The following is a 17,252-nucleotide window of genomic DNA, read 5'->3' on the forward strand; positions in this document are numbered from 1 at the left end:
AAAGAATTATTTGTTAGAAATGAAAGTTGATGACCATTGAGATCGGGTCGCCATTGAGATCTCGTTTAAGATCGTCTGGCATTGTTGGAATCTTTGCAGAAGTGATGGATTGAAAAGTGATGCCGAATTGAATTTCGGAGCCTAGCTTCTTTTGAACGTGATAAGGGTCGATCTTCACCTTACCGCTATCATAAACATACCAGCGAATCTGAATCGATCCGGGTAAAACTAAATCTCTATGCTGACTGAGCCTGCGTACCCATTCCTTATAAATAGCATTTTGGACCTTCTGCTGATACTTTCCAAGCGGTGTCCCTTCTACATCATTAGAAGAAATTGTCCCTCTACGAGAAATAGACCCCACCATTTCAGTAGCTTTGGATAATGGAGTAAGACCAGATTCGGAACTCTGGCTCGACGGTCGAGCGGTTACTTTACGCGGCTTGGGCTGTTCCTCCGCTTTAGCAGCTTCCTCCTGCTCCTGCTCCCTCCCTGTTTTGGCCTTACCCATGTCCGCCAAATCGATCTTATCGTTTGTCTCCTCAGTGCGTACTTGTGACGGTAATTTATTCACCGCATTCATATACTCCACCAGAGGCAAATTAGAGCTAGAAAGAGGCCGGCCTAGATCTGGAGAAGAGATAAGCCCATCACTTTTTTCCTGAGCTACTTCTATTTTAGCCTCAGGCGTAGGAGGTGTAGGAGTTTCATTCGGCATCGGCGGCATAGCTGGACTACCGGGGTTCTCATGCTCAAGACTGCCATCTCTAAAATCCGAGGCAGTAGCGTTTTCGTAATCGCGTTTCTCTCCCTTTACCGATGCACGCTCAGGTGCATTGGCATTTGCCGCCGCATTACTCTGCGCAAGTGTGTCCTGCTCACCAAAGAACCGTGTATTTTTCGGTTTACCTTTAAGTTGGTTGTTAGCTGTACGTACGAACTGTGACTCAGAAGCGTCAGGCGTTGGAAGTGGCTCATCCAGCTTTGTTTCAGGTATCGGCTCAGGTACCGCCATTGGCCTAGGCGTGATACGAAAACTTACCACCGTCTTGGATTCATCTTGAACATCGGCAGTTTGCTCAATCTTGGGCTTCGGAAAGAGCCATTTGATGATCGCTTCTTGAGTTAACGCTATGGCAAGCAACAGGTGAATCACCACCGCTGCTACTACACCTATAAGCTTTTCCTTAGATTGCGTCATTCGTTGTAAGAGCTTTCAACGTGTAGGAAATTCCTAAAAACGCAACCAGTTATTCAGGTGCAACAAGTCTGTCACTCTAGTCTAATCAAAGGCAACGCCGCTTTCCGACACAGCACAATGTGAAGAACGTGCCTTCCCTATTTCAGGAAGGCTGAAAATATTTTCATCTAAATCGCTATCAACCAGATAATTAGGAGTAGATACCCCATAACCTATGTCTCCTGTGACCTGTGACCTGTGTAAATATACGCTCTTAGGTTTAGAGTGCTGTTTCTTTCCAGATCATTCGCACTGCATCTGGACGCAGACGAGCGGACACAATAGCGTCCTCTAGCTGATCCCGATGTTCCTCCATAAGAGCAATTTCTTCTGGGCTAATGTGTGGATTCTCCTGAGCTAAACTCTTCAGTCTAGTAATCTCAGCTTTAAGCTGCTTTCGCATCTCACGCTTTGCTTTAGCCACAATCCCAACCATTTCTTGCTTAGCCAGCTGCTCCAGCTGTTCCAACATTTTTGGAAGGATCGTAGTTTTGACCACAGGCTTATCAAGTAGCTTACGAACGCCACCTTTACGGAGTTTTGCTTTTGCCAAAGTTTTGTCCTTACTCCAGTCCTTACCTTCATGGTCAACTGCGAGGCGAATAGGAGTAGCCGGGAGAAATCTATCCACATGTAAGTAACTAGGAGCTACAGACTCGACTACAAAATAACTCTCCAGCAATATCATCTTCTCGCCTGGGGCCTCCCAAACACCAAATGACGAATTCCCGATTTCTGAACCGAGCATGATGTCAAAACAAGCGCGAGCAATAGGATGATCAACACTCAGAAACTGTAGATCTTCACGGCTTAGAGCGACCTCACGATCGAATGTAACACTCATTCCTTCTTCTGGAATTTCAGGGAATGCATCTGTCGTAATCTTGCCAGGTTTCAGGAGGTAATTACGATCATCGAGATCCTCTACCTCCACACCAAACTGGTCTAGCATACGAATGAGGAAGTCTTCAAAATGCTCATCTTTGTCCGCTTTTTCGATCTCCTTAATAACCTCGTTCGCTTCCTTAGGTTTATGCGAATTAAGCTCTAATAGACGATCGTAACCTTCAGAAAGTTTTTCACCGACCGTTGATTTGATACTCTGAGTTTTTTCCACCAAGACCTTGAGTGCATCGATATCATAATCTTCAGCCAGAGCGTATAACTCTTCGTTGGTCTTTTGGAAAACCTCAGTCACTCCGTGCACATTTTGCTCAAATGCATTGAGTCCATCGTTATAATACTTCGCCCAAATTTCTTCTGAAGTTTCGACTAAATACGGCACATGAATTTGAATCGCTTCTCTCTGCCCAATACGATCGAGTCGGCCAATTCTCTGCTCTAGCAGCTCAGGATCCTCAGGAAGATCGAATAGTACTAGGTGATGGGCAAACTGAAAATTACGTCCTTCACTTCCGATTTCAGAACAAAGTAAGAGCTGAGCTCCATCTTTTTCGGCAAAATACGCAGCATTGCGATCACGCTGAATGAGACTGAGTTCTTCATGGAAATGAGCAACTTTGATCTGTACTCGATTGAGAATTTCCACTGAGATTTCCTCAACTAACTCTTTGGAGTGACAAATGAGTAAAACTTTATCGTCTCCTAGCTTTGCTAGCAGCTCTATTAACCAGTCCTGTTTCTCAAGCGCGCTGTCTCCAACTACAGGATTCAAGTGCACTTCACGTTTCGGAAAACCAGTAAGATTTCCCCGAGTATTACGGAACATGACTCGGCCAGTACCAAAACTGTCTAGCAGCGTGCCTATAAGCCTCTCCTGCCCATCCTCCTCACCTTTTGCATATCCGGCAGCTTCTTCTTGGACGCGTTCTGAGTATTCTGGACCGAAACTCACAGCCTCCCCGTTCTCTATACGTTCAACCAGTTTTGCTACTTCACCATATTTTTCGGATTCAGCGATAAATGCGTTGAGATCACAAAAACGCTCCGGGTCTAGCAGTCGCAGACGAGCAAAGTGTCCAACCACGCCTAACTGTTGCGGTGTAGCTGTAAGAAGAAGTAGACTATTAACAATCCACGCAAAGGACTCTACTAGAGCATACTCCCAGCTCATCTCGTCGGCATTCCACTCGAGGTGATGCGCTTCATCGACAATCAGAAGATCCCAGCCTGCTTCACGAGCCTGTTCAGCTCGCTCTTCGTTGTATGCTAAGAAATCCACACTTGCGATGACTAGCTGGCTATCAAGAAAAGGATTACACTCTGGGTCATTCTGCTGGATAGAGGCGCAGCGCTCTTCATCAAAGAGGCTGAACATCATATTGAACCTACGTAGTAATTCCACAAACCACTGATTAATCAGCGGCTCCGGTAAAAGAATAAGCACACGATCAGCACGCCCAGTAAGGTGTAAACGATGCATGATCATGCAGGCTTCAATCGTTTTTCCTAGCCCCACTTCATCAGCTAACAAGACACGTGGCATTAATCGCTTAGAAACCTCATTGACGATGGAAATCTGATGCGAAAGCAAGTCAGTCCTGCCACCTATGTATCCGCGCAAAGATGATTTGCGGATTTGATGCTGACGGTAGAGAGCTTCTGCTCGGAGTCGAAATACTGAGTTATCATCTACCTGTGCTCCAAAAAGTCGATCCTGAGGCTTATTGAAGCCAGTATGATCAGAGAGCATGGCTTCAGGTATCTCAGTTCCATCATCACATAAGTAGGTAACAATACCTGCAGATTCTTGAATGGTGCTAACCACAAACTCCTCTTCCTCATGAGTGAGGATAATCTCTCCTTTTTTAAAAATCACACGGCGTAAAGGTGCGCTCTCACGTGCATAACAGCGAGTCTCCTCAGCTGCTGGAAAGAGAATTTCTATAGTCGAATGCTCCACCTTGAGAATCATCCCTAAGCCCATTTCTGGTTCGGAATCACTAACCCATCTCTGCCCAGGAATAATTTGTACTCTCTCCATAATTGCGGACGCGCAAACTAACTCCGATCCACCCCTGTGCAACTATTTTTTGGATTCAAATATTACACAATATCCGCTCTATCCGTAGCCATCTCATTGAGAGATCTTTATACGTATTTTTTATTCACAACAGAATCGCAACATACTCACCAGTGTGCGTGCCACATAAAATCCCATTTAAATCATAAACCGAAGATTCTACCCGAATTCTGGCTTTTCCCTTTCGTGCCAATATTTTCAAGAAACGCTGATATAGATGAGAATCAGGCAAGGAACTACGCGCCACAAAATCAGTCACGACTGGTTCTAGAAATTGAAATTGAGAACTCTGGATCACCAACTTACTCGCGAGTCCGAGCTCTCGCATTTTTATAAACAATAAGGCCCACCCCGAGAGAATTCCGATAGCTGACATGCTACCACCAAAAGCTGAGTTCCTATGATTTATATTCGCTTCGAGAGGAGCTGACACTTCAAGTTCAGATCCGTCATAGTATTCTAACTTCGCGCCTAGATGCTCGGTAATGGGAATATGCTCGTACACATACTCCAGCACTTCATTTAAATTCACTTCACTCATAGTCTGATTCCCTTTGCTAAGTCAGAGTACTCGTTAGATCCATAATCAATCAATGAACTATCGTAAGGATGAGCGCATCATTACGCGCTCATACAGTAAGCCGCATAAGGAGCACATTCTTTATGCTCCTCATCATGGGGCAGCACATCCTCTAAGCGACACACATGAAACATTCGGTGAACATCCTCGAAACTTCTCTCGCTTCGCATTAAATACCCCACAAACCTTTGGTTAAATAAGTGGTTAAACGACTTGGGCACCTCTCGGCAAAATGCCTGCTGCTTGAAATTGGCGAAGTCGATATAGCGGTTGGACGAGGTGAATAAATGCTGATCATGAGGAGGGTTGTTCGTCGCCTTTGTACTTAGCAGGACCCGTGTTGTGATGGCGCTGAGATCTCGGCGCTTCTCGAAAAGCTTCATTTGCCAGACGCGTTCGTTCCATCCCTTTTCGAAAAACATCAATGCATAGTCATGCACACCATCGTGAAATGCGGCATGTTCAGTGAGATCTATTTCAATGCAAAATACGTTCCTAATCTTACTCTCAGCATCACCAGAGCACTCACACTCATTATAGAGAGTGCTTAAACAGTGGCTGAGAGAATTCTGAACATCCAGCAATGAGAGATCGTAGAAATATTGCATAACCTTGTGTCTAGCAATAGTACAACGACTCAACACAAATGTGCAGGACTAAATAAGAATAAATAGTTTACCCTACTTAACTACACCAAAAACGATCCTCAAATCCAGATTAGAATCTAGAATAAAAAAGCTCCAGCTACCCCTGCTGCTACCACGACTAACCAAGCTGGCATTTTCTTAAAACCATGGAGATAAAACAGCACCAGCACTATCGCCAAGTTGATGAGAGTCACTGTTAAATCTGCATCCAAAGTATAGCCAAGAATTTGTATCAAGGCTGCTGCCAGTAATCCAACTACTGCTGCATTTGCTCCGCTCACAGCACCTCGCGCACGAGGCATTCCTTTGAGCCAATTCCACACAGGCATCCCTAATGCTAAAAGAAACATCCCAGGCGCAAAAATCGCCACAGTTCCTATAAGGCCACCCATCCAAACATTCCCACCAACCCCCACTTTCGCTCCGAGGTAGGAGCCTAAAGTGAACATCGGCCCTGGCACAGCCTGGGCTGCTCCATATCCAGCTAAAAATGCATCTTCAGAGATCAAACCTTTATCCACATAACTAGTCTCGAGCAGCGGGAGCACCACATGACCACCTCCAAAAACCAATGAGCCAGCACGCAATAATCCAGCTGTTGCTTCAGCTCCTGTCCCCATGCGCATCAGTACGGGCAGTGCTAGTAAACTTACGAAAAATAGAATAATTGCGACTAAGCATACCATTGGTAGCTTGCCTCGTTTCTCACTAAGATGTGCCTGATAGTTTTTATAATCAGCAAAGTACATAGCCCCAAAGACTCCACCGACAACAATTACCAGCGGTTGCATCCATGCTTGTGATGTGAAAACTAGCGTAAGCAAAGAGGCCAATGCGATTACATGATGCGCTGGCGTCTTACAAAGGCTCTTTTTCATACCTAACACCGCGAGCGCAACAATGGCGACTGCCGCGAGTTTGAGCCCGTGGATCCAGCCCACCCCAAGTAATTCAGAAATCGGCTGCAAGCCGAGAGCTAGCAACACCATCAGAATCGCCGATGGTAAAGTAAAGCCAACCCACGCTCCTACAGCACCTAGCCAACCACCTTTCTCATAACCAATAGCCGCACCAAACTGACTACTCGCTGGACCTGGCAGAAACTGACACAATGCTAAAAGCTCAGCGAAGCGCTCTTCACTAATCCAGCCCAGCTTGACAACATAGGCATCTCGAAAATAACCGAGATGCGCCACAGGACCACCAAATGATGTGAGTCCAAGCTTGAGTGCAGTCCAGAAGCAGCTAAAAAATTGCATACCATCCCTTAGAAGTACGATGAAATCTACGCAACCAAAAATCTGCCTCATTGGTGGCACATTTGACCCTATTCATCTGGGTCACACACACATCGCTCACCAGGCCATGTCTGCTCTAGCGCTAGATAAAGTCATCTTTCTCCCTTGTAAACAATCACCACACAAGCTCGGCGTCGAATCAGCCTCAGCCACTGATCGACTAAAGATGTGCCAGCTAGCCACAGAGGAGCTCCCTTGGGCCGAAGTCAACGACTACGACCTCACGTCAACTCCCCCCTCCTATTCTTGGCGTACAGCCGAGCACTTTAAATCACTCTACCCAGATGCCGAACTCTATTGGCTCATGGGCACCGACCAGTGGAATGCGCTACCGCGCTGGGATCGTGCCGAACACTTCGCGCAGCTCGTCCAGATCATTGTTTTCGATCGGACTGAGCGCCACCATAGCCAAGAAGGATTCCAGTGTATTCAGCTTACCGGACACCACCCTGCATCAGCTACAGCAGTAAGAAAAGACATCCTAACAGGAAGCTCAGTAAGCTGGCTTCACCCCAAAGTAGCTAGCTACATCAAAGAAAAGCAGCTCTATACAAAGTAGCTTCTTGATTTCACGAGAATTCACCCTCTAATAAATAAAACTTAATTTCCTTAATAATGAAAAAAATTGCTATCGCTACAGCATTGCTCCTGAGCCAACCACACCTTTTTGCACAAGACACCACTTCAATAGATGGAGCTGAGACTGCACTTTCCATTGATAAAGCTGCTGAGCCCTCTAGCACCACCCCTCAAGTAAACGCTCGCTACCAAGAAGCTATCGATGGATTTAGCAACTTACCTGAAGAGGTACGTTTAAATTTCCTCAAAAAGCGTAACGAAGCTGGTGTGCTTTTTCAAAATAAACGCATCTTCGAAGCCTTAGAGGCCTCGCGTGAACTCATTAACATCTTCCCTGATGACCCGCAAACAATCAACCTTCGAGGAGCCTGCTATGTAGAGCTCCGTGATTTCGCAAAAGCAACAGAGCAATTCGAGCTTTCAAAAGAGATCACAGGACCGTCCTTCAACGTCATGTTTAATATCGCTGAAGTTGCATTTGTTGCTGAAGAATGGGCTTACTCATTGGAAGTCTTCGCAGAAACACTCGAACTCGCGCCTGAAAAGGCCACGCAGATGCGTCGACTAGTTGAGTTCAAGATCATGCTATGTGAAATGGCTCTCAGTAAGGACTCATCCCTCACTGAAGAAGAACGTAGTCAGCATTCAGCCGAAGCTATGAGAATGGCTCAGCTTTATGATTACACGGACGATTCCCCGTATTACTACTATGCGAACTCAGCTATCAATTACTACGAGGGCAACGATGAAGATGGTCTTAATTGGCTTAATAAAGGACGTCGCGTTTATTCAGCTAATGGCCAACAAATCGCATCATGGGAAGACACCATGACCGAATACGGCTACATCAAGAGTTACTATGGTAACGACAACGCCCACAATGAAGGCGAACCAAGCGAGTAAGTTTCGTTCTTTCTAGAATTTAAAAAGGCCGCACTGGATTCCCAGTGCGGCCTTTTGCTATAAGCTATACTTACTCTTTACTGAACACAGCTTTATTAGCATCGCTGAGTCCAGCTATGATCATGTCCCCTTCGACAAACTTGCCATCGAGTACATCGAGACTTAGTGGGTCTAATAGATACTTCTGAATAGCACGCTTGAGAGGTCGAGCTCCGTAGGTAGGGTCATAGCCCTGCTCCGCGATGTAGTTACGAAGCGCGTCGCTCAATTGAATTTTAAGTCCCTGCTTAGCAAGGCGGTTACAGACTCGATCTAGCTGAAGACCGATAATACTACCGAGCTCCTCCTTATCAAGACGATCGAAGATGATCGTGTCATCAATTCGGTTGAGGAACTCAGGTCTGAAATGCGCACGCAGCGCTTCATTGACCTTCGCTTCTCGTTGCTCAGCATTGCTTTCATCCATGATATACTGGCTGCCGATATTCGATGTCATAATCAATACAGTGTTACGGAAATCAACAGTGCGCCCCTGACCGTCGGTAATACGACCATCATCTAACACTTGTAACAGAACATTGAATACATCCGGGTGTGCCTTCTCTACCTCATCGAAAAGCACCACACTATAAGGCTTCCGGCGCACATGCTCAGAAAGCTGTCCACCTTCATCATACCCAACATAGCCTGGAGGCGCTCCTATCAAACGAGACACGGCGTGCTTCTCCATGTACTCAGACATGTCGATACGCACCATCGCATTCTCATCATCAAAGAGAAATTCTGCCAAGGCTTTTGAGAGCTCAGTCTTACCGACACCTGTAGGGCCTAGGAATAAGAATGATCCGATCGGACGATCTTCATCCTGCAGTCCAGCACGAGCGCGCCTAACAGCATTTGAGACGGCATCGATCGCTTTTCGCTGGCCTATGACTCGTTCTCCTAGACGTGATTCCATCTTGACCAATTTCGAGCGTTCCCCTTCCTGCAGTCGGCTGACCGGGATACCAGTCCAGACCGCCACAACCCGGGAAATATCTTCTTCAGTCACCTCCTCATTCAAGATTCGGCCAGCCTTCTGGATTTCATCAAGTTTCAGTTTAGCTTCTTCGGCTTCTTTTTCAGCATCTGGAATTTGGCCGTAAGTGATTTCTGATGCCTTACTCAGGTCACCATCCCGCTTAGCCTGTTCCGCTTCAGTTTTAAGTTTTTCGATACGCTCTTGAGCATTATTGACGACATCAATGACTTCTTTTTCATTGCGCCACTGCGCCATCAGTCCATCTGACTCCTCTTTCAGATTCGCCATCTCTTCTTTCACCTTATCGAGGCGTTTAGCGCTGGCTGCATCTGACTCCTTCTCAAGAGCCTGACGTTCCATTTCTAACTGGATTACTTGGCGTTCTATCTGATCAATTTCTGTCGGTACAGAATCGAGCTCAATCTTCAATCGAGACGCAGCTTCATCAACTAGATCAACAGCTTTATCAGGTAGGAAACGGTCCGAAATGTAACGATCACTCAAAGTCGCAGCTGCGACAATGGCACTATCTGTGATGCGCACGCCATGGTGCACTTCATAGCGCTCTTTTAATCCACGAAGAATCGCTACAGTGTCCTCCACACTTGGCTCACCCACTTTCACTGGTTGGAAACGGCGCTCAAGCGCTGCATCCTTTTCGATGTATTTCTTATACTCATCAAGCGTAGTCGCTCCTATGGTTCTCAGCTCCCCCCTAGCTAGCTGAGGCTTGAGCATGTTAGACGCATCTACTGCACCTTCACTTCCACCTGCACCCACGATGGTATGAAGCTCGTCTATGAAGAGAATTATCTCACCATTTGACTCGCTCACTTCTTTAAGAAATGCCTTGAGGCGGTCTTCGAATTCACCTCGATACTTCGCGCCGGCAATCATCGCACCAATATCCATGGAGATGAGACGCTTACCTTGCATCGATGTTGGCACATCACCGCTAACGATTCTTCGAGCCAAGCCCTCTACAATAGCGGTCTTACCCACACCTGGGTCGCCAATAAGCACAGGGTTATTCTTCGTTCTGCGGCTAAGAACCTGCATGACGCGGCGAATTTCTTCATCACGGCCAATCACGGGATCAATCTTCCCAGCACGAGCACGTGCGGTCAGGTCTGTACCGTATTTTTCTAAAGATTGGTATTTACCCTCTGGGTCTTCATCCGTCACTTTCTGGCTCCCGCGTACTGCTTTAAGAGACTGCTCTAGTGATTTCAGCGTAAGACCTGATTTCTCTAGTATCTTCCCAGCTGGACTTTCCGACTTCAATGCTCCAATCAGAAAATGCTCTACACTCAGGTAGTCATCTCCCATCTTTTCTCGAGCCTGTTCGGCTTCATCTAATGTGGTCCGCAAACCATAGCTTGGCTGTGGCTGGCTAGCGCTGCCTTTCACGCTCGTTTCTGAGGCCAAAGCGCTTACCACACCTGCTTTTAATTTCACGAGGTCGATGCCCGCACTTTCTAAGATAGGGACAACAATACCTCCTTCTTGCTGGAGTAGTTCCAACAAGACATGCGTACCTTTTAGCTCAGGATTCCCCGAGCGAGTCGCTGTTTGTTGTGCTTGCTGCAGTGCTTCCTGCAGCTTGATTGTCATTTTGTTCATAATTTAAATAGTTTGGCTCTTTTGAGCCGTTTCGTTCTTTCTTGGACGTTTTGTAACATAACAACAAATTGATCACAATAATTATTTTAACACCTTTTAACTATGATCAAAAAAATAGCTAACATGACACACTGAGTGAATACTTTCTATATAGAGTAATTAGGGAGCGATTGAAAGATAGATTTTGATAGGAATCTCGTAGTTTGCTACAGAGGAAAAAACCAAGAAGCTCATCACGAAAATGCCACAAAATCACATTGCCACTCCGGAAAGATACGACGGTCGAATGCCTTATAACCGTTGCGGAAAAAGTGGGCTAAAACTCCCAGCGATATCCCTTGGTTTATGGCACAACTTTGGTGACGTGGACGACCTAGACACAGCTCAAGCTATTTTACGAAGAGCTTTTGATTCTGGCATCACCCATTTTGACCTCGCGAATAACTACGGTCCACCTCCCGGCTCAGCAGAAACGAATTTTGGTGACTTATTCACTAAGAATTTTGCAGCCCATAGACACGAAATTGTTGTTTCTACGAAAGCTGGCTACCATATGTGGGACGGTCCATACGGTGAGTGGGGTTCACGCAAGTACATGCTCAACTCTCTAGACCAATCCCTCACTCGTATGGGATTAGACTATGTAGACATTTTCTATCACCACCGCCCTGACTCTGAAACTCCATTAGAAGAGTCGATGGGCGCACTAGCTACAGCTGTGCAGCAAGGCAAAGCCCTCTATGTAGGAATATCCAATTACCCAGCACCACTGGCAGCTGAGGCATTCAGAATCCTGCGTAAACTTGGAACACCTTGTCTAATCCACCAACCCAATTACTCCTTACTCGATCGGTGGATTGAAGAAGAGCTCAGCGCCACACTTCTAGAGTATGGTGTAGGATGCATCACCTTTTCTCCACTCTCCCAAGGGCAACTTACGGATAGATACCTCGAAGGGATTCCTAAGAGTTCACGGGCAGCGAAAGCACATGGCTTCCTCCAAGAACAACAGGTATTAGAAAACCTCGAAAAAGTGAGAGCTCTCGCTGAAATAGCTAAGAGTCGAGGCCAGAGCCTTGCCCAGATGGCTCTAGCTTGGACACTAGCGAATCCAGCAGTCACCTCCACTCTCATTGGAGCAAGTAGTGTTAAGCAGCTCAATGAGAACCTAGCCTGTCTTAGCAACCTCAACTTCAGCAGTGAAGAGCTAGCTGCAATCAACGCGATAGTCTAGCTCACCAAGACTTGGCCAGCGACTCCACAGCATTCAGATACTTTTCCAGAGACTCTGATGGCTGGAGCTCTTGAGCCGCGATCAATTGTTGAAGCGCAGACTTATAACGCTTCTGCGTTACAAGCATTTTTGCAGATTCTACTAAGGCACGGTACTGAATCGCTGGGATATTCTCTGCACGTTGATAGAGTAGAGCTGCATGCTCATACTCTTTCTCATTGGCCTTAACCCCAGCTAGCATCATCAAAGCTTCTCCATCTAATGGGGCGAGCTTGAGCACTTCTTCGAGCAACTCCACAGCGCCCTCTTCTCCTTTCTGAATCAAAACAAACGCCTTGATACGCTTCACGGTATTCTCTTCAGAAGTATTTTTATCAATCGCATCGACTGCTCCTAAAAGCTCATTCGCATACTCCCACTCAGCCAGTGAAACGACCTCATTGATCGTCCGAAGGAAACCAGCTACCGACTCAGAGTCTAATTCTAGGCGAAGCTCTTCAATCACTGGCTTAGCCATGCGTAAATCTTCGTCCCGTAGGTAGAGGCTAGCAAGTAAGGCTAGATTCCCCCCCTCTAACAAACCCTGCTTCCTCAGCAGCTCAAGTCCAGCTGTAGCATCCTCATATTTATCCAGTTTGAGCTGAACATTAACGAGTAAAAGCTGATAACTTATCTCAGTCGGACGAGCTTCGACAACCTCTTCTAGTAATTCTAAAGCTTCAGCATCATCTCCTACTTCACCTAGACATTGAGCTAGCCCGGCTTTCCAGTCGATCACATCAGGCTCGGTAAGTTGAGCCATTTTGTATGCCTGCAGTGCTGAAGCATATTGTTCCTTCTGCAGGTAACAATAGCCTAACAAACCTAAGGTTGAACCATCTAGTTCACCTAACTTAACGGCCTCACGAAGAACCTCTTCAGCTTTTGCGTACTCGCCTAGCTGGATCTGAGCAGCTCCAAGATTCTTATAGGCTCTGCGGAAGGAAGGAAACTTATCGAGCGCTAAACCGTAACTCTTGATAGCGTCCTCAACGCTACCTAGTTCTAACTCGATGTTACCACGGTTATAGAGAAGTGCTGCGGAGTTCTTTGTCAGTGAACTCTTCACTAGTAACGATAAGGCTGCTTCTCGCTGCCCATTTTTCATTTTCTCTTGCACTTGAACTAACAGTGCTCGCTGCTCAGAACTCACACTCGGCTCGATACGGGCATTGATTCTGTAGCTCCCATTAAATGAAGATACAAAACTAGCATCATTCCAATATTCCTTAGAAACAGGTAATGGCTCTCCCGCGAATAGACTTGGCGCCAAACTGGTAAGAACTGAGAGGTAACAAAGACTATGTTTAAAAATCGAAATCATGGCTTCTGTAAAATAAGGTTCCAAGCATAAGCGACTTTCACGCTTTGCCCTTTATATTTAGGGATGGAGAATCGGCAACCGTGAACCAGATTTGCCAACATGGAGTTAAAGGCTGGATGTGAAACGGACTGAATTTTAAGTAATTTGACTGATCCATTTTTGTCGATCTCGACAATCACTTTCGCCTTTACCTGCTCGTCACGTACAGAGCTCGGCCAGCGGAATCGCCCGAGTCGCAGTACGCGCGGTGTAGAGTCCAAGTCATCTGAACCTATCGATCTTTGGCTCGTTTGAGCTTTTACTTTAGGAGATGACTTCGCCTGCACCGTTTTTGATTTAGGCCTAGCTTTCACCGGGCTAGGAAGGTCAGCTGGAGCTAAATCTTTAGCGAATAAATCAACCTCAACCTCAGGAGAAACTGGCTGATCTGCACTAGGTAATGCTAACGTATCAATCGATAAATTAGGTCGTAAATCCGCGAACGATGGCGGTGGTGGCGCCGTTTCCGCGAGCTCCTGGTTTTGTTCAACTAACATGGGCTCAGGCGGAGGCGTCAAACTAATCGGCTTGATCTCCATCAGATCTAACTCTTCCACTGGCTCTTCCACTTTCATCAGTCGTGTTGCACCTAAGCCAACAACTAAGAGAACCGTGACAGCTGTACCAAATATGATGTTCTTCAGATTCATTACTTCGCGGTAGCACTATAGATGGACTTCGCTCCCCCTAACTGAGCAGCATCAGTTACCTGCATGATTAGGCCATGTGTCGCATCGACATCACCTTGGATAATCACTGGTTTATCAGGCTCCTCACCGAGCATTGATGCCACAATACCAGTGACACCTTCGAGACCAATATTCCGCCCACCATAATAGACCTCACCTTCACTAGTCACCGCTAAAAAAACAGATTCCTTCTCTAACTGCTCAGCGGAACTGGCTTGGGGTTTATTAATTTCAACTCCGGGGTCATCAATGAAAACCGTAGTCACCACAAAGAAAATCAGCAGAATAAATACGATATCAATCAAAGGAGACATGTTAATCTCGCTCGATTGTTCATCGGTCTGGGTAAATCCACGGAAGCGTCTCACACCGCCCCCCCTCTACTAGCAACTGCAAGATCTGCATGTAAGTTTTCTTCTAGTAATGCATGCACAGCACTCACCCGACTCTTCAACAAAGCAAACATGAACGCCGCGGGAAGCGCGATCAACAAACCAGCCTGAGTCGTCACCAATGCTTCAGAAATACCCGAGGCTATTTTTTGCATAGGATCGGCCTGACTAGCGGATGCCATATTTTCAAAAGTCGCTAACATACCTGATACTGTTCCTAACAAGCCACCTAAGGTACAGACTCCGATCATTACCCCGATCACAGGAATACGACGATCGACCCACGCCAACTTGTCTAACTGGAAAATAGTATACTCATTCAGAAGAAAACGTTTTGAATCACTCCCAGCAGTCACACCCTCTCGGATATAATCACATAAAGGAGATGCAGCTCTCCAAGTTGCCAACAACATCGTGTAGAGCCAAACTCCCACAGCGAGGATAATCCACAAGACTACACCACCCTGATCTAACAGAGTCTGGCATTCTTGTAATATAGAATGGATTACTTGCATTATCCCAACTTTCTAAGGCCATTGACGAATGTAAGACCTAACTTTTCAGTATTTTGAACGACACCATTACTCCTACGAGAAAGCATCGTATGTAAAATCAATGCAGGAATAGCGACGATCAAACCAAAGAGAGTGGTAATGAGAGCCTCTGAAATACCACCAGCCATAGGTTTCACATCTCCCGTTCCAGTCACCGTTATCACATTAAACATGCGAATCATACCTGACACGGTACCTAGCAAACCTAACAAAGGTGCAGTAGCTGCTGTAACAGCGATAAATGGCAGCCATTTCTGTAACTGAGACTGCACTCCAATGAGTTGCTCATAGATAACTTCTTCCACCACATCAGCTCCTGCGGAAGTGTAAGCTAAAGCATTCGATATAACTTCACCAACGGGATGCTTCGCTTCCTTCGCTAGCAGCTCAGCTTCGCTAGACTTACCAGCACGAACAGCAGTGAGTATATCTGCTACCCAGCCTGTTCGCGGTTCTTTGATTTTTACAAGCTGCATGAACTTCATCACACCACAGAGAGCCGATACAAGAGCTATGGAAAGTATCACCCAAAGCCAAGTACCACCCTTTTCGAAAAGACGTCCTGAATCCCCCTGAATCTGCTCGATGGCACGTGCTTTACCACCAGTCACATCAATATTCAGTTGCACTGAATTGCCTGCAAATAAATCCTTAACCTCGCTACCGTCTTCTTCAATCAGTCGCGCACGTGACGCACCACCCTCAGCATAAGCCACTCCAGCTATAGACCCATTTTCTTCTTGGAACCACGATGCTGGACCGATGTTAATCACCTCTCCTTTAAGAATCACTTGATCAGCAGATACAACTTCCGCACTGCGGCGCTCGCCACCTATCACGGAGTCTATACGGCTCAACGCTGTATCGACAACGCCAGCTTGATCGACCAAAGACGATTCAGATTCAATCGCTAGATCAATTATCTCTTGGTATTCCTGCTTTTGCCCAAGCTGTAATTGATTTTCTAACTGGACACCAAAGTCACGGTACAAGCCGCGCATATAATGGAAGTCTTTTTCAAATTTAGCCTTCTTCACTTCAAGTTCATACAGGAGCTCTTTACGCCCCTCAGAACTCAAACGAGCGATATCTCTTTTCCGGCGTAATGAGAGCAATTGCTTTTCTAGCTCCGCAACTCTCCCGCCAAGCGCAACACGGCCTTCTGTATCGGCAGCTCTTTGTTGCGCGAGTCGACCAAGAGCATCATCAATATCCGCTTGAAGGTCATTTGCTGACAGCCCAACAGCTTTCTCGTTCTTATCCTGAGCGTGGAGGCTAACAGAACAGCCAAATAGTATAATTAGAATAGCTAGTTTCATTTCAATTCCACTGGTAATGAGATTAATTCAGGGCGAGCTGTCTTCTGATAGATAGCGATAGCCTTTGAGATGCTAGACTTTGAACCCTCAACTTCCTGCCACAGCCAGGAACCATCAACAGGTTTTCCTATACCTGCCATATCTCCACTTACGTAAAATGCCTGTCCTAGTCCCAAATATAAAACTCGAAGCTGCCTCGTCGTTCCTCCGACTTGCTGCTCAAGATCACTGTAAGTAATCGTACGGTTAAATTGTCCAGCAGCCTTGAGAGCATCTAAGAGGGCGATCGAACGTTCACGAAGCGTACTCTCAGAATCTTCGAGAATAGAAATCTCTCGTTTTAATTGATCCCTTAATGGCTGAGGAAAGCTCTTCGAAAGACTGACCAGCTGCATTGCCTGCTTTAGGCATTGTAACTCTAGAACCTCGCGTTGCTTTTGATAATCTGCAGTTTGTTGCTTCAAAGCCTCCGCCTTATCATCGAGCTCAAGAGTCGAGTCACCAGCAGCTTCCAGTTCTTCATCGATCAGTTCGATTTCTGTTTGGTAGAGCTCGATAAGATCACTCATAGCAGCTTCCTCACGCTCCCATTCATTTTGCTCTCCAGAAATCAGCTTCTCAAGCTGAACCCACTCACCGACCATCGCTCTAGCTTCTGCTGGTGAAAGCTCAGCTTCAGGCTCAACAGCGTAGGTTTTCCCTACACTAAGACCAACTACGAGAAGAAATCTAACGTACCTCCCTAGATTATATTTTGAGATGTCTAAACTTGATATCATTGGCTCAAT

Annotated in this window: 15 protein-coding genes; 3 read left to right on the top strand and 12 right to left on the bottom strand. The window is 46.2% G+C overall.

What is annotated here, in order from left to right; genetic code table 11:
* Positions 1-13 precede the first annotated feature (13 nt).
* The 5 genes from ACSHX2_RS11835 to chrA all read right to left on the bottom strand — a co-directional run bounded on the left by ACSHX2_RS11835 (position 14) and on the right by chrA (position 6,709).
* On the bottom strand, positions 14-1,201 hold the full coding sequence (locus ACSHX2_RS11835; protein ID WP_435693158.1) for a hypothetical protein: 1,188 nt from the start codon (positions 1,199-1,201) through the stop codon (positions 14-16).
* Between the two features lie 259 nt (positions 1,202-1,460).
* Positions 1,461-4,184 (bottom strand): helicase-related protein, encoded by a 2,724-nt coding sequence (locus tag ACSHX2_RS11840; protein WP_435693159.1) that lies wholly within the window; start codon positions 4,182-4,184, stop codon positions 1,461-1,463.
* A gap of 124 nt (positions 4,185-4,308) precedes the next feature.
* The gene (locus tag ACSHX2_RS11845) at positions 4,309-4,764 is read right to left on the bottom strand and encodes a YiiD C-terminal domain-containing protein (protein ID WP_435693160.1); all 456 of its coding nucleotides are present in this window, start codon (positions 4,762-4,764) and stop codon (positions 4,309-4,311) included.
* A gap of 80 nt (positions 4,765-4,844) precedes the next feature.
* Positions 4,845-5,411 (bottom strand): hypothetical protein, encoded by a 567-nt coding sequence (locus ACSHX2_RS11850; RefSeq protein ID WP_435693161.1) that lies wholly within the window; start codon positions 5,409-5,411, stop codon positions 4,845-4,847.
* Positions 5,412-5,527: 116 nt separating this feature from the next.
* Entirely contained in the window at positions 5,528-6,709 is a 1,182-nt protein-coding gene (gene chrA, locus ACSHX2_RS11855; protein WP_435693162.1) for a chromate efflux transporter, read from the bottom strand.
* A 19-nt stretch (positions 6,710-6,728) separates the two neighbouring features.
* Here chrA and nadD point away from each other — a divergent pair, with 19 nt between their 5' ends.
* Both nadD and ACSHX2_RS11865 read left to right on the top strand, forming a co-directional pair.
* The gene (gene nadD, locus ACSHX2_RS11860) at positions 6,729-7,307 is read left to right on the top strand and encodes a nicotinate (nicotinamide) nucleotide adenylyltransferase (protein WP_435693163.1); all 579 of its coding nucleotides are present in this window, start codon (positions 6,729-6,731) and stop codon (positions 7,305-7,307) included.
* Between the two features lie 56 nt (positions 7,308-7,363).
* A complete protein-coding gene (locus ACSHX2_RS11865; RefSeq protein WP_435693164.1) occupies positions 7,364-8,230 on the top strand; it encodes a hypothetical protein in 867 nt (288 codons plus the stop codon).
* Between the two features lie 70 nt (positions 8,231-8,300).
* On the opposite strand, the gene clpB is transcribed toward ACSHX2_RS11865, so the two are convergent.
* Complete coding sequence (clpB, locus tag ACSHX2_RS11870; protein ID WP_435693165.1) at positions 8,301-10,874, bottom strand: ATP-dependent chaperone ClpB; 2,574 nt, start codon at positions 10,872-10,874, stop codon at positions 8,301-8,303.
* Between the two features lie 241 nt (positions 10,875-11,115).
* Here clpB and ACSHX2_RS11875 point away from each other — a divergent pair, with 241 nt between their 5' ends.
* The gene (locus ACSHX2_RS11875) at positions 11,116-12,108 is read left to right on the top strand and encodes an aldo/keto reductase (RefSeq protein WP_435693166.1); all 993 of its coding nucleotides are present in this window, start codon (positions 11,116-11,118) and stop codon (positions 12,106-12,108) included.
* A 1-nt stretch (position 12,109) separates the two neighbouring features.
* Here the strand turns inward: ACSHX2_RS11875 and ACSHX2_RS11880 are convergent, their stop codons facing one another.
* From ACSHX2_RS11880 to ACSHX2_RS11905, 6 genes are read right to left on the bottom strand one after another with little or no spacing between them, the layout of a single operon-like run.
* Positions 12,110-13,471: a tetratricopeptide repeat protein gene (locus ACSHX2_RS11880; RefSeq protein ID WP_435693167.1), complete on the bottom strand. Its 1,362-nt coding sequence runs from the start codon at positions 13,469-13,471 to the stop codon at positions 12,110-12,112.
* Complete coding sequence (locus ACSHX2_RS11885) at positions 13,468-14,160, bottom strand: hypothetical protein (protein ID WP_435693168.1); 693 nt, start codon at positions 14,158-14,160, stop codon at positions 13,468-13,470. Before ACSHX2_RS11885 ends, ACSHX2_RS11880 begins: the two co-directional genes overlap by 4 nt.
* Positions 14,160-14,567 carry an ExbD/TolR family protein gene (locus ACSHX2_RS11890; RefSeq protein ID WP_435693169.1) on the bottom strand — a complete coding sequence of 136 codons (408 nt, stop codon included), beginning with the start codon at positions 14,565-14,567 and terminating at the stop codon, positions 14,160-14,162. Before ACSHX2_RS11890 ends, ACSHX2_RS11885 begins: the two co-directional genes overlap by 1 nt.
* Positions 14,564-15,106: a MotA/TolQ/ExbB proton channel family protein gene (locus ACSHX2_RS11895; RefSeq protein ID WP_435693170.1), complete on the bottom strand. Its 543-nt coding sequence runs from the start codon at positions 15,104-15,106 to the stop codon at positions 14,564-14,566. Before ACSHX2_RS11895 ends, ACSHX2_RS11890 begins: the two co-directional genes overlap by 4 nt.
* The gene (locus ACSHX2_RS11900; RefSeq protein WP_435693171.1) at positions 15,106-16,464 is read right to left on the bottom strand and encodes a MotA/TolQ/ExbB proton channel family protein; all 1,359 of its coding nucleotides are present in this window, start codon (positions 16,462-16,464) and stop codon (positions 15,106-15,108) included. The genes ACSHX2_RS11895 and ACSHX2_RS11900 overlap by 1 nt, the downstream gene beginning before the upstream one ends.
* Positions 16,461-17,243: a DUF3450 family protein gene (locus ACSHX2_RS11905; RefSeq protein ID WP_435693172.1), complete on the bottom strand. Its 783-nt coding sequence runs from the start codon at positions 17,241-17,243 to the stop codon at positions 16,461-16,463. The genes ACSHX2_RS11900 and ACSHX2_RS11905 overlap by 4 nt, the downstream gene beginning before the upstream one ends.
* Positions 17,244-17,252: the final 9 nt, after the last annotated feature.

The sequence above is a fragment of the Rubritalea sp. genome (genome assembly GCF_051252225.1).
Classification (GTDB): domain Bacteria; phylum Verrucomicrobiota; class Verrucomicrobiia; order Verrucomicrobiales; family Akkermansiaceae; genus Rubritalea.

Excerpts from the sequence above, each read along its gene's own strand:
- ACSHX2_RS11905 (WP_435693172.1), bottom strand. The coding sequence starts at position 17,243 with ATGATATCAAGTTTAGACATCTCAAAATATAATCTAGGGAGGTACGTT.
- chrA (WP_435693162.1), bottom strand. The coding sequence starts at position 6,709 with ATGCAATTTTTTAGCTGCTTCTGGACTGCACTCAAGCTTGGACTCACA.
- ACSHX2_RS11850 (WP_435693161.1), bottom strand. The coding sequence starts at position 5,411 with ATGCAATATTTCTACGATCTCTCATTGCTGGATGTTCAGAATTCTCTC.
- ACSHX2_RS11865 (WP_435693164.1), top strand. The coding sequence starts at position 7,364 with ATGAAAAAAATTGCTATCGCTACAGCATTGCTCCTGAGCCAACCACAC.
- ACSHX2_RS11840 (WP_435693159.1), bottom strand. The coding sequence starts at position 4,184 with ATGGAGAGAGTACAAATTATTCCTGGGCAGAGATGGGTTAGTGATTCC.
- ACSHX2_RS11845 (WP_435693160.1), bottom strand. The coding sequence starts at position 4,764 with ATGAGTGAAGTGAATTTAAATGAAGTGCTGGAGTATGTGTACGAGCAT.
- ACSHX2_RS11880 (WP_435693167.1), bottom strand. The coding sequence starts at position 13,471 with ATGATTTCGATTTTTAAACATAGTCTTTGTTACCTCTCAGTTCTTACC.
- ACSHX2_RS11835 (WP_435693158.1), bottom strand. The coding sequence starts at position 1,201 with ATGACGCAATCTAAGGAAAAGCTTATAGGTGTAGTAGCAGCGGTGGTG.
- nadD (WP_435693163.1), top strand. The coding sequence starts at position 6,729 with ATGAAATCTACGCAACCAAAAATCTGCCTCATTGGTGGCACATTTGAC.
- ACSHX2_RS11900 (WP_435693171.1), bottom strand. The coding sequence starts at position 16,464 with ATGAAACTAGCTATTCTAATTATACTATTTGGCTGTTCTGTTAGCCTC.
- clpB (WP_435693165.1), bottom strand. The coding sequence starts at position 10,874 with ATGAACAAAATGACAATCAAGCTGCAGGAAGCACTGCAGCAAGCACAA.
- ACSHX2_RS11895 (WP_435693170.1), bottom strand. The coding sequence starts at position 15,106 with ATGCAAGTAATCCATTCTATATTACAAGAATGCCAGACTCTGTTAGAT.
- ACSHX2_RS11875 (WP_435693166.1), top strand. The coding sequence starts at position 11,116 with ATGCCACAAAATCACATTGCCACTCCGGAAAGATACGACGGTCGAATG.
- ACSHX2_RS11885 (WP_435693168.1), bottom strand. The coding sequence starts at position 14,160 with ATGAATCTGAAGAACATCATATTTGGTACAGCTGTCACGGTTCTCTTA.